This window comes from uncultured Clostridium sp., from assembly GCF_934754915.1.
In the GTDB taxonomy this organism is placed as follows: domain Bacteria; phylum Bacillota; class Clostridia; order Clostridiales; family Clostridiaceae; genus Clostridium.
This window is the reverse complement of record NZ_CAKVKB010000028.1, coordinates 20,770-35,927: the sequence shown is the minus strand read 5'-3', so window position 1 is coordinate 35,927 and position 15,158 is coordinate 20,770. Positions and strand designations below refer to the sequence as shown.

16 protein-coding genes are annotated in these 15,158 nt (G+C 28.1%); 2 read left to right on the top strand and 14 right to left on the bottom strand.

The window, feature by feature from the left end:
* Positions 1–304: 304 nt before the first annotated feature.
* The 12 genes from Q0F58_RS06775 to glyA all read right to left on the bottom strand — a co-directional run bounded on the left by Q0F58_RS06775 (position 305) and on the right by glyA (position 12,344).
* Positions 305–1,588, bottom strand: a complete 1,284-nt coding sequence (locus tag Q0F58_RS06775; RefSeq protein WP_294374080.1) for a L,D-transpeptidase family protein — start codon at positions 1,586–1,588, stop codon at positions 305–307.
* Positions 1,589–1,722: 134 nt separating this feature from the next.
* Positions 1,723–2,775 (bottom strand): NYN domain-containing protein, encoded by a 1,053-nt coding sequence (locus Q0F58_RS06770; protein WP_294374077.1) that lies wholly within the window; start codon positions 2,773–2,775, stop codon positions 1,723–1,725.
* A 127-nt stretch (positions 2,776–2,902) separates the two neighbouring features.
* Positions 2,903–4,213, bottom strand: coding sequence for a U32 family peptidase (locus Q0F58_RS06765; RefSeq protein WP_294374075.1), 1,311 nt, complete (start codon positions 4,211–4,213; stop codon positions 2,903–2,905).
* Positions 4,214–4,347: 134 nt separating this feature from the next.
* Positions 4,348–5,136 (bottom strand): potassium channel family protein, encoded by a 789-nt coding sequence (locus Q0F58_RS06760; RefSeq protein ID WP_294374071.1) that lies wholly within the window; start codon positions 5,134–5,136, stop codon positions 4,348–4,350.
* A gap of 18 nt (positions 5,137–5,154) precedes the next feature.
* Entirely contained in the window at positions 5,155–5,784 is a 630-nt protein-coding gene (locus tag Q0F58_RS06755) for a DUF305 domain-containing protein (protein WP_294374069.1), read from the bottom strand.
* A gap of 146 nt (positions 5,785–5,930) precedes the next feature.
* Positions 5,931–6,668, bottom strand: a complete 738-nt coding sequence (locus Q0F58_RS06750; RefSeq protein WP_294374066.1) for an SH3 domain-containing protein — start codon at positions 6,666–6,668, stop codon at positions 5,931–5,933.
* 766 nt (positions 6,669–7,434) lie between these two features.
* A complete protein-coding gene (locus Q0F58_RS06745; RefSeq protein ID WP_294374063.1) occupies positions 7,435–7,734 on the bottom strand; it encodes a methyl-accepting chemotaxis protein in 300 nt (99 codons plus the stop codon).
* A 149-nt stretch (positions 7,735–7,883) separates the two neighbouring features.
* Positions 7,884–9,077 (bottom strand): M20 family metallopeptidase, encoded by a 1,194-nt coding sequence (locus tag Q0F58_RS06740; protein ID WP_294374060.1) that lies wholly within the window; start codon positions 9,075–9,077, stop codon positions 7,884–7,886.
* A gap of 306 nt (positions 9,078–9,383) precedes the next feature.
* Complete coding sequence (locus Q0F58_RS06735) at positions 9,384–9,509, bottom strand: hypothetical protein (RefSeq protein WP_294374058.1); 126 nt, start codon at positions 9,507–9,509, stop codon at positions 9,384–9,386.
* A gap of 133 nt (positions 9,510–9,642) precedes the next feature.
* On the bottom strand, positions 9,643–10,446 hold the full coding sequence (locus tag Q0F58_RS06730) for a tetratricopeptide repeat protein (protein WP_294374054.1): 804 nt from the start codon (positions 10,444–10,446) through the stop codon (positions 9,643–9,645).
* 195 nt (positions 10,447–10,641) lie between these two features.
* Entirely contained in the window at positions 10,642–10,944 is a 303-nt protein-coding gene (locus Q0F58_RS06725; protein ID WP_294374082.1) for a rhodanese-like domain-containing protein, read from the bottom strand.
* 164 nt (positions 10,945–11,108) lie between these two features.
* Positions 11,109–12,344, bottom strand: coding sequence for a serine hydroxymethyltransferase (gene glyA, locus Q0F58_RS06720; RefSeq protein ID WP_294374052.1), 1,236 nt, complete (start codon positions 12,342–12,344; stop codon positions 11,109–11,111).
* A gap of 285 nt (positions 12,345–12,629) precedes the next feature.
* Here glyA and Q0F58_RS06715 point away from each other — a divergent pair, with 285 nt between their 5' ends.
* Positions 12,630–13,385 (top strand): threonine/serine exporter family protein, encoded by a 756-nt coding sequence (locus Q0F58_RS06715; RefSeq protein ID WP_294374050.1) that lies wholly within the window; start codon positions 12,630–12,632, stop codon positions 13,383–13,385.
* A 29-nt stretch (positions 13,386–13,414) separates the two neighbouring features.
* A complete protein-coding gene (locus tag Q0F58_RS06710) occupies positions 13,415–13,879 on the top strand; it encodes a threonine/serine exporter family protein (protein WP_294374048.1) in 465 nt (154 codons plus the stop codon).
* Between the two features lie 152 nt (positions 13,880–14,031).
* Here Q0F58_RS06710 and Q0F58_RS06705 read toward each other — a convergent pair whose 3' ends face one another.
* On the bottom strand, positions 14,032–14,544 hold the full coding sequence (locus tag Q0F58_RS06705) for a hypothetical protein (RefSeq protein WP_294374045.1): 513 nt from the start codon (positions 14,542–14,544) through the stop codon (positions 14,032–14,034).
* A 96-nt stretch (positions 14,545–14,640) separates the two neighbouring features.
* The gene (locus Q0F58_RS06700) at positions 14,641–15,114 is read right to left on the bottom strand and encodes a hypothetical protein (protein ID WP_294374042.1); all 474 of its coding nucleotides are present in this window, start codon (positions 15,112–15,114) and stop codon (positions 14,641–14,643) included.
* Positions 15,115–15,158 lie beyond the last annotated feature (44 nt).

Below are 15,158 nucleotides of genomic sequence, written 5' to 3'. Positions count from 1 at the left end.
GAAAAAGTCTAATTTACCTAATTATCACATTAACCATAACACTAAGGAAGATACTGTTTTATTAAGCGCTTACAAAACACAAGCAGCTTTTTAGGAAAATCTTCAGTTATTCTTATGATTTTTTCTTTTATAGCAGCAATATTCTTTATTGTTATATATGGTTTCTTAAGAAAAATGTAATTTGAAAATCAAAAATAAATACACTGAATTTTGATCATCCAGTGTATTTATTTAATATCTGTTATTCTTTTTTAATAATAAAAAACTTCAAATTCAATCTTTGAAAACAGCAATACATACCATTCTAATAGTATGTGATTACAGATGTACCAATTGATATATTATTATATATCGATTCAGCTAATGAATATGGAAGATTTACACAACCATGAGAACCATTAGTCTTATATATTTCTCCTCCAAAATTCCATCTCCAGTTTGCATCATGAAGTCCTATACTGTTGCCTATGAATGGCATCCAGAATGAAACAGGTGTTTGATAATTGTCTCCAACTAAAACAGCATCTTTTTGTTTATTTTTCAAAGTATATACTCCTGAAGGAGTAGCACATCCTGATTCACTCATATTTCCTGTAACTATATCTCCTTCAGCAACCACATATCCATTCTTATAGAACCACAAATATTGATTGCCCATATCTACTTCAACAAAAGTATCACCTAAATTGCTAAAATAACTTGCATAAGAATTTTGTGCAAATACAGGATTTTTAGATATATTATCTCCATTTTTGATATTTTGAATCAATGCCTCAGTTTCAGCTGCAGCATCTACATACCAGCTATGGTTATTTCCATTACTTCCACCACTTACAGGTATAGAATGTCCTAAAGATGATCTATAATTGCTGGCTATAGAATCAACATATTCTCTTACTTTTCCTTCAAGTATTGTTATATCATATTCACCATTGATATAAATCCAGTCTTTTATTGTTTCTCCATCAAGAACACTTCCATCTGTTCCATAATAATAAGATATTTTTGATGAAACATATTTGTTAAGAATTTTCTGTGCATCTATAACTTTTTGTGAAGAATCTAAATATTTAGGATCTTTATAGCATTTTGCAGCATTTAAATCTAACTTAGTTTTTCCACTTTTTATTGCACTCACAATATTATTGTATAGAATATCCTTATCAATTTCTGTTCCATAAATTTCTTTCCTAATCACATATTGATTTCCTGCATATTCAAGCTTTGCATTCTTTGACTCAATTATATTTTTTTCATCAAAACATGAAAGTTTATTTATAGCATTCTTTAATAAGTCATCTTGAAAAGTAACTTCTTTAGATTGATTGTTTACATACCTCAATCCTATTTCAGAACCCTTTATTTTTTCTCTTATGTTTCCTCTTTCAATCAATGTAAGAACATAATCATTTTTAGTACTTTTAGATTCAGATGTTGAAATAACAGTCTTTACATCTTCATTTTCAAAATCATCAGCATAAGCAGCAAAACAGTTAAAAAATAAATTACCGCATATAATACTTAACCCAAAAAGAAGCACTGTAAAAAACTTAAAAGATTCTGATTTAACATTTTTGTTTACTATCATTTTAAATTTATCCCCCCTCCTATTAAATTGCGTACAGTATAAGATATTCTATATTTTCATCAAATTTCCTCTAATCTTCTATATTTATTTTTTAATAGTGATACAGAATTAAAATTGAGTTTAATAGAATTACCTTATTTCAATATTTCCTTTTCCTTTATATTTTTTTTATTATTTAATACTACATTTTTTGTATTATTTTCAGATACCTCTATATTAACAAAGTCCAAAGACTTAAAGAACTTTCCAGGTCTGTTATACTTAGAATTTTTCATATAATCTCTTCCTGATACTTCTACCAACTTCTTATGAATATTCCCGAGCTCTATTTTCCCATTATTTTCATTAATTATTTTTATTATGCTATTTTTTAATCCTTCATCATTTATAATCACATTTCTTTCTGTCCTGGGTTCATATATACATACTTTTTGTCCATTTATAATAAGATTATCAATATGAGCTAATAATTTAGAAAATTTACTATATCCATAATTTCTCGAGTCAAAATCAGGATATCTTTTTGTAAGTCTACTTCCAAGTTCCCCCATATTCATTGCTAAATCACTATCTGAATTTTCGTTTATTATCTTAAATATAGCCTTTTTTATTGTATTGATGCTTGTCATTGTCTTTTTCTTTTTCTCTTCATTTTTCTTTATGACTATATGCTGATTTTTATCTTCACTTCCATCAGCTGTAGCTACTTTTTCTAAATCTGAGTTTTCATTATATAATATATTATTTTTATCACTTTTAACAAGAACATCAAGATATTTAAACTGGTTACATGCATGGACAAATGGTTCTGGTGTTTTTTCTTCTCCCATCCCAATAACAGTCATCCCTGATTCTCTCAGTCTTGCTGCAAGTCTTGTAAAATCACTATCACTGGATACTATACAAAAACCTTCTACATTATTTGAATACAATATATCCATTGCATCTATGATTAATGCTGAATCTGTAGAATTTTTTCCTGTTGTATAAGCATACTGCTGTATAGGCGTAAGTGACTTCTTTAAAAGAACATCTTTCCACATTGAATTATTCGTTTTCGTCCAATCCGCATAAATTCTTTTGTAAGTAGCTATTCCATAATTAGATATTTCATCTAATATATATTCAATATATTTAGCTGAAACATTTTCAGCATCTATCAAAATAGCAAAACGTTTTTCTTCCATATATCCCCTTCCCCTTTTCATCATTTATCCATTTAATTATAATTATACCATATTGTTTTTAAAAAATATTATTGTGCAATAAAAAATACAGATAGATTATTTAAAATCCATCTGCATTTAACTAAATCTATTTTTTGCTTTTTATTAAGATATCTCCTGCTTTTAATTTTGTATCGCATTGTATTGAAAAAATCATTTGAGGTACATTAGCACTTTCTATGCTTTCTCCATTTTCTTTTCTCATGTCCTTTAAATTTATTATTTGATTTTCGCCCTCTATTTCTAACACTTCAACATCAGCACCATTTAAAACTTTATTTTTCTGAGTTATTATTGCGATTTTATTTTCTTCATCGTATTCCTTTACTACACCTACAATATCATAACTTTGAATATATGTGGCACTTCCATAAGTCTGTTTTACTTCATCGTCAAAATAAAATCCAGTTGTAAACGGTCTGTGGCTTGGTTTTACAAGATACTCCATCCATTCTGGATTAAACTTATAATTTTCTGGATCTTTTATATAAGTATCAATTGCCTGTCTATATGCTTTTACCACAGATGCAACATAATAAACGCTCTTCATTCTTCCTTCAATTTTAAATGAATCAATTCCACATTCCATAAGTTCTGGAATATGTTCTATCATGCATAAATCCTTTGAATTCATTATATGTACTCCATGTGGCTCTATCTCTATTTTGCTTTCATCATCAACAACTTTAATTTTCTGAGAAGGATCTTTACAAAAATTCGTATTTTCTCCTAATATATCTATGTTATTCGAAATTTCTGTCATAGTACCATTATCATCTTCTTCATATAAATGATATTTATATCTGCATGGCTGAGCACATGCTCCCCTATTCGAATCTCTTCCTGTCAGATAATTTGAAAGCATACATTTTCCTGAAAATCCCATGCACATTGCCCCATGAACAAAAGCTTCTATTTCACATGTATCTGGAAGTTCTCTTCTTAATTCCTTCAATTCATCATATGTCATTTCTCTTGCAGTAACTACTCTTTTAACTCCCATCTTATGCCAAAATTTAGCTGTTTCATAATTGAGACAATTAGCTTGTGTACTTAAGTGTATTTCAAGTTCTGGAACTGTATTTTTTACAATTGTCATCATTCCAGGATCTGATACAAGAACTGCATCTACATTAAGCTCATATAATTCCCTTATATAACTTTCTATCCCATTTAAATCACTGTCATGAGGTATTATATTTAAAGTCACATAAACCTTCTTGCCTCGTGCATGTGCAAATTCAACACCTTCTTTTAATTGCTCATTTGTAAAATTATTTGCAAAAGCTCTAAGATTCAGTTTACTTCCTCCTAAATAAACAGCATCTGCTCCAAATGTTATTGCTGTTTTTAGTTTCTCCAGATTACCTGCTGGAGCTAAAAGTTCGGGTTTTTTCATAAGTAATCTTTAGCAGAAAATACCATAGTGTTTTCTGCTAAATTCACCACCTTTCAATATATCATATACTATAATCATATCTCTCTAACTTACTAATATAGTATAATATAGACTTTAAAAAAAGTATACTGCTATTAATTTCTATATTTTTCTTTAAAATATAAATAATTATAATAACTTATCAGATTTTTTTTACCCTCTTCTGATAATTTTGAAATATCCAAAGTATTATCAATATCATTTTCTAAATCATTTATAGAAGCAAAAAACATATTCTTATTGTGCTTATTTAAAAAATATGTTGATATTGTACTTGTAAACATAGTAAGAAATCCTATTCCAGTAAACATAAGCATGCATGCTGCAATTCTTCCTCCTTGCGTCAGGACTGTTATATCTCCATATCCAACAGTAGAAACTGTAACTATGCTCCACCATAATGAATCTCCATAAGTATTTATGTTTGGGTTACTTGGTGATTCAATAAAATATATTCCTATGGATGCAATAAATATAATAAGTATTGTAATTCCAAATGCATATATAAAATTATTTGTAAAAAGAATTTCTCTCAAATTGCCTATTACTCTTAAAAAATAAGTAAATACTCTTGCAATTTTAAAAAGACTTATATATTTTGAATGAGCAAACAGCCCAAAAGGAAATATTGCTATAAGATCAATAATATTATTAATAAAAAATTTCTTTTTATTTTTTGATATAATCATCCTTATACAGTAATCTGCTGCAAATATAATATATATGCAATGATTTATAATATTTATATAGTATTCTTCTTTTTCAGTAACAACATCAGAAAATTCTATCATTATTACAAAAACAGCTATTACTGCCATAATTCCTGCTATCAAATCATAAATAAATTCTGCTTTCTCATTTTGTGTAAATTCAAGATCCTTCAATCTCTATTTCCTCCAATATCAGCTGGATTTCTTAAAAGCTTTCTTTAATTTTTTTAGCTCTTCCAAGCTTCTATCCCTCATATCAGAAGAAACCTTTTTAATTCTTTCATCTTCATTATATCTGTCAAATAATTCTGTTACTTCTATTAAAACTTCATGTTGTTTTATGGATGACCTTAAAAAAATTTTTTCAATATTTTCATCTTCATGTCTACATTCAAGACTTAAAATCATTTTATTATATATTCTTTTATATTTTTCAATATACTCATCTTCATTACTTTTAGAAGTACTATCTTTTTTATTTACATAAACACGACTTTCTTCAAGTTCATTATTGCATTCCATTGAACCTTTGATTAATTTTTTTGATGTTCTTCTTACATTTTCATCATCGCTAAATTTTATAATATTTTCTGCCATATATTTCTGGATAGCATTTAAATAAATTATTTCTTCAATAAAATCCTTTTCTACATTTCCCTTTTTTTGTATATCTTCACTATGCTCTTTTATAGATTTTAACATTTCCGAATGATTATCCATAAATTCCTTATTCTGAGCCTTTCCTGATGCATATACATTTAATGAACAAACAAAAAATAGAATGACTGTTATTATTGTATTTAAAATTTTTTTTACATTCATGATTTGTCTGCTGAAAGTTCAACTTCCAACAGATTTCACCTCCTAAATTATTTATTATAATTTAGTCTTTATAAATCATACTTTTTTTATTCATTGCTAAAGAGAATATATAAATATCATCTCATTGTATTCTTATATCTAAAATTCTAAATAAAATAAACTATGCATAATTTTCTTCCAAATTTTTTAACCTGTTCATGATCTGGAAGCCATACATCAATAATATAAGTTCCATCATCCTTAACCTTTACAGCTCCTCCCCTGTCTTCTACATCAAAAATACAATCAGGTTTATAATATTCAAGCTGCGGAATATAAATTCTGCTTCCAAGAGGTATTTCCTTAGGTGCTGCAACGACTCCTTTCCTTGTTTTAGTCTGCATTGCAGTTTCTGATCCCCATATCTCAGAACAAATTTCACAATTACAATAAGCTGTAAGCTCTACTCTTAACGGTATCGGTATGTTTTTAAAAATCTTACTTATTATAGAATCTTCTGTTTCTTCATATGCCTTATTAGGTGGCTTGTCATCATATTCTTCTACATATTCTCCATTTATATATCCTTCAATATTGTCTTCATATTTTATATAATACCAATCATCTTTTTTATCTAAAATATCAAAAGTCATTCCTTCATATAACACATATATAGCTTCACTATTAATATTATTGTCCTTTCTTATTGCTAAATTAGAATCCACTCCAACAACTTGTCCATGTTTCTTGAAACTCTCTTCTTCTTTAGGAAAATCTATATCTTCTTCTTGTATATATTCAGTATTTCCATTTTGTAAATTCACAAAGCAATACGCTCCAAAACCGCCTATTGCAATAGCTATACATATAGATGAAAAATATATTATGTATTCAATTCTCGACAACCAATCACTTCCTTCTTTTATAAAAAAATCTGCTTCGCAGCCTGTGTGTTTCCGCCTCTTTCCAAAGTTATCCACAGATTGTTCGAAAATATAATTTCCTATAGAATAAAAAAATAAAAAGGCAGACCAGCTTCGTCTAATCCACCCTTTTATTATGTCTATGTTTTCTAATATCTAATTGTCAGATATAAGTTATAATGTACATTTTCAATTTATACTGAATTCGTGATATAATCTTTTGACCAATTTATGTATTTTAATAATATCTTATATCATTTCAAAAATCAGTATTTTTATTAAGGTTTCAAATTTTTATACCGTCCAATATATAATACTATCAGCAAATTCATTTTCGGTACCATAATTTTCTTTTTAAATCAAAAACATACATAATAATATAAGAAAATCAATATAAAATCTTTAATTACATATTGTAACTACCTCTCTACATTCCAAACATTGTATTTTTCATGTATCAAATAGATTTTAAATATAATTTTAATATTTCCATATATATAATCATAAAATCATTTAAAATTCTATAGCTTGTCTGCAATTGTTCCTAATAAGTGAGCTGTTGAATTTAATTCTTCAATAGACGCAGTTATCTGTTGCAATGCAGCTGATTGATTTTGAGAAATTTCATTTGTACTATTTAAATTATCATCTATGCTTGAAATAGATGTAGATATAGATTTTATAATTGTATCTATCTTATTTATAGATTCTTTAGTTGTATTTGAAAGTTTTCTTATTTCTTGAGCAACTACAGCAAATCCTTTACCAGAATCACTCTTGCAGCTTCAATTGAGGCATTTAATCCTAAAAGATTTGTCTGTTTAGATATATCTTGTATAATACCTACAATTTCATCACTATTTTTTGCTTTCTGGTTTGTTTCATTTGTTTCTTTTAGAAGCTGTGTATTCCTTTCTGCTAATTGCTGTACTCCAGTAGCAACTTCACTAATTCCTGCTGAAATTTGAGAAAGTGATTCTACTAAGTTTTTTGTTATTGTTTTTATTTCGTCTTTTACATTTACATTATTATCTAATTCGTTACTCATAATTTTCCCCCTCTACATCACACCTCATTCATAAATACATCTATATATAAACATATTAATGAATTTTTTTCTGAATTTATTAGTTGTAACACAATTAATTATAACATTATATTTTTTTTGTGTAAATAATTATGAATACGTTATTAGCACTATATATTCATATTAAGGAAATCTATAACAGCCTGTAAGAATAATGCAGTTCCTTTATATAAAACAGAATCATCAAGCATAAACTTTGAATTATGAACAGGATACACTATTCCGTCATCAAAAGCCTGTGGATTATGCAATAAGAAATAACATCCTGGAACTTTTTCAAAAAAGAAACCTGCATCTTCTGCCTCCATATTATAATCACTTAAAATATGAATTTTGTCTTTTCCTACAATTTTTTCTGCTGATTTTACAAATTTCTCTACCATTTCCTTATCATTAGTAACTCCAGGACATCCTCCATCAAAATCCAATTTATAATCAACTCTCATAATTTTACACATACCATCTATAACTTCACTAACTCTCTTCAAAACATATCTTCTTATTTCTGAATTTGTATTTCTAATAGTTCCTTTAATTTCTACTATATCTGGGATTATATTATTAGAATCTCTTCCTCCCTGAACACTTGTAAAACTTATTACTACAGGAATTTTAGCATCAATTTCTCTTGTTAATATATACTGAACATTATTTATTATCAAAGTTGCTGCTGATATGGGATCCATACATAAATGAGGAGTAGAAGCATGCCCCCCAACACCCTTTATTGTGAGATTTATAGGATCTTCAGATGCCCACATATCACCATACCTTACAATAACATCTCCATTTTTATATTCACCTTTACTGTTATCTGTATGAAGAGCAATTATTGCATCAACTTTAGGATTTTCTAAAACATTATCTCTAATCATTGCAATTGCTCCACCTGGTCCACATTCTTCACATGGCTGAAATATAAGTTTTACTTTTCCATGTAATTCATCTTCATGTTTTTTTAGTAATTCGGCAAGCCCTAATAGTATTGCAGTATGTGCATCATGACCACATGCATGCATATTCCCATTTTCAGATTTAAAATCAAGATTTGTTTCTTCCTTTATTGGAAGCGCATCCATATCAGCTCTTACCGCTATAGTCTTTCCTTCCTTTTTTCCAAGCACAGCACAGATACCTGAATGACTGCTATAAGATGTGTAATCAATTTTTAAATCTTCTAGCACTTTCCTGACATATTGCACAGTATTTGGCAGAATCATGCCTGTCTCAGGAATCTTATGGAGTTTCCTTCTATGCTTTATAATTTTATCTTTAATTTCTAAACATTCCTTAATTATATCCATCTCTTTCTCCTTATCAATACAATACATATATTCCAATTAACAATGTACAATGGACAATAAAGAGTGAAATCTTTTCAAGATTTCTTTAATTATCATATAGTTTTATTATTAGAACATATATCTTATATTTTTTTATTTTAAATTTTGCATCTTACATATTTAGTTTTTTTATTTCGCGACATATTTTTATGTAAATCTACTTCTTACAAGTTTAACAAAAATATTCACATTAGAAAAGATACTAATTTTTCTCAGATATATTTTCTAACTAATGAAATTGAATAATCATAAACATATAAAATGTTATTATTTCTTTTTCTTTTCTTTTATTATATTTTTTATAATTCTATGTATGAATCCCAGTATATATATTAATATTAATGCAATAATCAAATTTCTATGATTATTTATAATCTCTTTAATTTGCTCCAAAATAATTTTCTCCTCTAAAATATATTTAAACTTCATAATATTTTTAATTTTTCTCAATAGTGAAATAATATATAATAAAAAATAAGTTTAAAGAAAAACTTTTTTGATTAACTTTAAACTTATCTCATAGCCTTTATTTATTAAATTTTTCTTCCAATGCTTTTTTCCCACATTCTAATCCATGATTAGCACATCTTTTGTACCAGCTATAAGCACTGCTTAAATTTCTCATAACACCTTTACCTTTATAATACATTCCCGCCAAATTATATTCAGCATATGGATATCCTGATTCTGCTGCTTCTCTATACCATTTTACAGCTTCTTTATAATCGCGTCTTACGCCAAGACCTTTTTCATGCATATAGCCAATAGTATTTTGTGCTTTTTCATATCCTTGTTTTGCACTTTTTTCATACCATTTGAATGCTTCACAGCAATCTTCTTCTACTCCTTTTGAATGCATATACATTCCACCAAGATTATATTGTGCAAAATAATCTCCTTGATCAGCAGCTTTTTTATACCACTTAAACGCCTCAGAATAATCACATTCTACACCCTGTCCTTCTTCATACATACAGCCTAAATTACATTGTGCATTGATATTTCCTTTAATTGCAGCTTTTTTGTACCATTCTACTGTTTTTGAATAATTTTTTTCAACGCCATAACCACAATAATACATATCGCCCAAATTGTACATTGCTTCATCATAACCTGCAAAAGCAGCTTTCATATACCACTTTACAGCTTCTTCATAATTAACCTCAACACTTTCTCCATTGAAATATCTATCTCCCAATACATTCTGAGCTTTAACATTTCCTCTTATTGCATATTTTCTAAGACTTGCAGTGTCTATAAATTCAAATTCCACATCAGCCTCTTTATAAACATTTAATCTGCTGTCTAAAGATACCACTATACCTGCCAACCCAATTTCCCCCATCATAATTTACTTTTTAACTCAAATCCCTCAAATAGTTCTCTGTATATTTTATTCTATATTATCTTTATAACATAAATTTCTCCATTTGGCTATATTTAAATATATAAGATATATATATTTATAACAAATAGCAAACAGTATAGAAATGTTGTAAAAATCTTTATTAAAACATATAATTTTCTAATTAAGATTTTTCCCTGTATATTCCTCTATTCCTCCTGAAACATTGACTATATTATAACCTTCTTCAGCAAGCTGATATGCTGCCATGAGACTTCTTCTTCCACTTCTACATATAAAATAATATTCTTTATCCATATCTAAATATTCATCATAATTTTCAAGAAGTTCATTCATAGGTATATTTTTAGAATATCTTAAACTTTTTTCTTCATATTCATCTTCTTCTCTTATATCAATAAGATTTATCTTATCAATTATGCTATCCAGTTTATTTACATTAATATTTCTTACTTCACTCATTTGTCTATTCAATTACAATATACTTTCATATTAAAATATGACTATGACTTAAAAATTTATTTATCATTGTACATTGTAACTATCTCCTTTTTTGTTTTACTATTTTTATAATTTTCTATGGAAAATCAAAAAGGCTGCCAATATTGACAGCCCTTTATTATTTTCTATTCATATAAAGGATGTTTAGCACATAATGCATTGACTCTTGCTTTAAGTGCACTTAAATCTCCTTCTCTGTTCTTAATTGCTTCATCCATAATAGCTGCAATTTCAGCCATATCTTCTTTTACAAATCCTCTTGTAGTTACTGCTGCAGTACCTATTCTTATTCCTGAAGTTACAAATGGACTTCTTGTTTCATTTGGTACTGTATTTTTATTAGCAGTAATTCCTATTGAATCTAATAATTGTTCTGCTTCTTTTCCTGTAATATCTTTGTTGTTTAAATCAACTAAGAATACATGATTGTCTGTTCCTCCAGAAACAATTTTAAATCCTCTCTTCTTTAATTGTTCTGCAAGCTCTGCACAATTTGCAACTACATTTTTAGCATATTCCTTAAATTTAGGATCTAATGCTTCTTTGAAACATACAGCTTTAGCTGCAATTATATGTTCTAATGGTCCCCCTTGAATTCCTGGGAAGATGTTTTTATTTAAATCTTTAGCATATTTCTCTTTGCAAAGAATTAATCCACCTCTTGGTCCTCTTAAAGTCTTATGAGTTGTAGTAGTTACGAAATCACAATATGGAACTGGAGATGGGTGAACTCCTGCTGCAACTAAACCTGCAATATGAGCCATATCTACCATTAAATAAGCACCAACTTCATCTGCAATTTCTCTGAATTTGGCAAAATCAATAATTCTTGAATATGCACTTGCACCAGCAACAATTAGTTTTGGTTTATTTTCTAAAGCAATTTCTCTTACTTTATCATAATTAATCATTTCAGTTTCTGGATCTACGCCATAAGAAACGAAATTAAATAATCTTCCTGAAAAATTAACTGGAGAACCATGTGTTAAATGTCCACCATGACTTAAATCCATACCTAAAACTGTATCTCCTGGCTTTAATATAGTAAAATATACTGCCATATTAGCTTGAGAACCTGAATGTGGCTGTACATTAGCATGTTCTGCACCAAATAATTTTTTAGCTCTATCAATTGCTATTTGTTCTATTTCATCAACTACGTGGCATCCACCATAATATCTTTTTCCTGGATATCCTTCAGCATATTTATTAGTTAAATATGATCCCATAGCTTCCATTACAGCTTTACTTACTATATTTTCCGAAGCTATTAATTCAATTCCATTTCTTTGTCTGTCTAATTCTTTCTCAATTAGATCATAAATTTCTTTGTCTTCTCTTTGAATGTTTTCAAAATTCATTTTATAATCACCCCAACACATTACTTTATATAAGCATTAAACATATTTCTTTTTATCAGCTTATTTTTATATTTATTCCATCTTATAACTCAGCTGCTAAAAACAAATATTTATACTTAAATATAATCAAATTATATTATTTCTGGTTACGTTTATCAACATTTTTTTATCTTTCTTAAAAAACTTATTAGTTATTCTCTATATAATATAATAATCTCCCTATAATGACAATATTATTTATGCTATAATTCAGTTGACATAAAAAATAAATGTGAGGAATAGATTATGGATTTAGATAAATTACTAAATATTTCAACATTAGCAGGAAAAATACTACTAGAAAGTGGAGCTGAAACATATAGAGTTGAAGAAACTATAGTAAAGATAGGTCTTTCTTTTGGAGTAGATGAAGCTGAAAGCTTTGTAACACCTACTGGAATAATAACTTCCCTTACATATAATTCTGAAACTGTAACCATTGTAAGAAGGATAAAAAATAGAGGTGTTGATTTAAATAAAATAGATTTAATAAACAGTCTTTCGCGATATGTCCAAACAAATTCTATAACACTAGATCAATTAAATGATGCACTTATAAAAATTTCCGATGAAAACAGATATTCAATAGCAGTAACTCTCATTTCTTCATGTGCTGCTGCCGGCTGTTTTGCTCTTATGTTTGGTGGAAATATTAAAGACTTTTTTTCTGCATTTATAATTGGTGGATGCATAAAGATAATGACATTATTCTGTCAAAAACTTAATATAAATGATTTTTTTGCAAATTCAATGGGAGGCGGTCTTTGTTCAATACTTGCAATACTTCTAATGAAAATTAATATATGCTCAAATATAGATAAAACAATTATAGGATCAATAATGCTTCTTGTTCCAGGACTTTTAATAACAAATGCAATTCGTGATACAATTGCAGGAGATTTTTTATCTGGAATGACAAAGGCCGCTGAAGCATTTCTTGTTGCAGTATCTATCGCAGTAGGCACTGGTGCTGTATTAAGCTTGTTTATCAATACCTTATAATAACTTTAGATGGAGGCGACTAAAAAACAATGCTCATTCAGATTTTTATATCATTTATAGCCTCACTAGGCTTTGGAATAATTTTCAACATAAAAGGAAAAAAACTCTTTTTCGCTGCTTTAGGAGGCGGATTAAGCTGGCTTTGTTATCTTATTTTTCATAATTATAATTTGAGTAATGCACTATCTTTCTTTCTTTCATCTATAATATTCAGCATATACTCTGAGATATGTGCAAGAATTTTAAAAACTCCAGTAACAACTATTGTAGTATGTTCTTTAATTCCATTAGTTCCTGGTGCAGGAATGTATTATACTATGTATGAAACAATAACTGGTGATGTTTCTAGCGCTATTGAATCTGGACTCTCTACAATAGCAGATGCAGGAAGTCTTGCTCTAGGAGTCATTTTCGTTTCAACTATAACAAAACAAATAACTAATTTTAAAAATATAAAATCAAAATCTTCCAAAAATAAAAACAATAGAATTTAATAATCAAAGAACCCATTCATATCTGAAATGGGTTCTCGGATTATTAGGTGTATATATAGCATTTAATGGTTTAGTCTAAGCACATTTCTATGTCTCAGCTGTTATAATAAATTATATTCATTATAATTCAATAATATAACAAAAGTATTATATTATTTTTCCATAGCATCTACTCTTTTCTTGACTTCCGTAAGTTCCTCTTTTATTTCTTTTATTGTACATAATAATTCCACTATAATTTCATTTTCATTACTTTTCGAACTGCTGTTTTGAGCTTGTTCATCCGATACTGATGTTCCTGACTGCACTTTTGATACTTCTGGACATAAAGGATTGGTAATATTTAAATTTTCAGGACTATAATATCTTCCTGGTCCACTTTGAGAATACTGCTGCTGACTTGAATAAGTCTCAATTGCCTGGCCAACAAGCTGTATCCAGTTTCCAATAGAATTCTGAACATTAAAAGGAAGATTTCCTGCCATAACATCTCCTAAAATATCTCCTATTACAATAAAAAGCATTGGATTGATCCTTTGAAATCCTCCAGGCATATCATTGCATCCAAATCCATTTTTATTAGTATAAAAAAAGCCATATGGATTAAACCCAGATGATTCACTTTTATACTTTTTTAAAATTTCATTGATTTCTTCATAATTCATACTCTCTCCAAAATTCACTTTTTATCTATTATATTTATCCATTGTTTAAAAAGTACCTTCACAATCCCCTGTGCTTTATCAATTTCAAACTTAAATTTAATATTTATCAACTTTCTGTTTTAGCTGTTCAATCTCATTTTTTAATCTCTTAATATCTTTCTCAAGATTTTTTATTTTTCTCTGGTCTTTTGATGATGATTTTTCAGATTCAGAACATAATGTATTCTGTATATTATAATTTTCAGGATTGAAATACCTTCCTGGACCACCTTGATAATACTGTTGTTGTGCATTATATGTTAAAATAACCTGACCTATAAGCTGAAGCCAGTTTCCAAAAGAATTCTGAACATTAATAGGCAGCTTTTGTGATATAATTGCACCTATAACTTCTCCAACAAGTACAAAAAGACTTGGATAAATCTGCTGGAAACCTCCTGACATATCTCTGCATGTACTGTAATTTTCTTTATCAAAGTTATCATTATTCAAATCTATATTTCCATCTTCATCAAAACAGTATCCACATGCCTTCATAATTTCTTCAAATGAATTAAAATTATTATCCATCAGATATACCCTCTAAATAATAAAGCTGTCTTTTCATTATATTA

Coding starts and splice junctions, on each gene's coding strand:
- Q0F58_RS06775 (WP_294374080.1), bottom strand. CDS start 1,588: ATGATAGTAAACAAAAATGTTAAATCAGAATCTTTTAAGTTTTTTACA.
- Q0F58_RS06745 (WP_294374063.1), bottom strand. CDS start 7,734: ATGAGTAACGAATTAGATAATAATGTAAATGTAAAAGACGAAATAAAA.
- Q0F58_RS06740 (WP_294374060.1), bottom strand. CDS start 9,077: ATGGATATAATTAAGGAATGTTTAGAAATTAAAGATAAAATTATAAAG.
- Q0F58_RS06715 (WP_294374050.1), top strand. CDS start 12,630: ATGGATTTAGATAAATTACTAAATATTTCAACATTAGCAGGAAAAATA.
- Q0F58_RS06710 (WP_294374048.1), top strand. CDS start 13,415: ATGCTCATTCAGATTTTTATATCATTTATAGCCTCACTAGGCTTTGGA.
- Q0F58_RS06755 (WP_294374069.1), bottom strand. CDS start 5,784: ATGAATGTAAAAAAAATTTTAAATACAATAATAACAGTCATTCTATTT.
- Q0F58_RS06765 (WP_294374075.1), bottom strand. CDS start 4,213: ATGAAAAAACCCGAACTTTTAGCTCCAGCAGGTAATCTGGAGAAACTA.
- Q0F58_RS06700 (WP_294374042.1), bottom strand. CDS start 15,114: ATGGATAATAATTTTAATTCATTTGAAGAAATTATGAAGGCATGTGGA.
- Q0F58_RS06770 (WP_294374077.1), bottom strand. CDS start 2,775: ATGGAAGAAAAACGTTTTGCTATTTTGATAGATGCTGAAAATGTTTCA.
- Q0F58_RS06705 (WP_294374045.1), bottom strand. CDS start 14,544: ATGAATTATGAAGAAATCAATGAAATTTTAAAAAAGTATAAAAGTGAA.
- Q0F58_RS06725 (WP_294374082.1), bottom strand. CDS start 10,944: ATGAGTGAAGTAAGAAATATTAATGTAAATAAACTGGATAGCATAATT.
- glyA (WP_294374052.1), bottom strand. CDS start 12,344: ATGAATTTTGAAAACATTCAAAGAGAAGACAAAGAAATTTATGATCTA.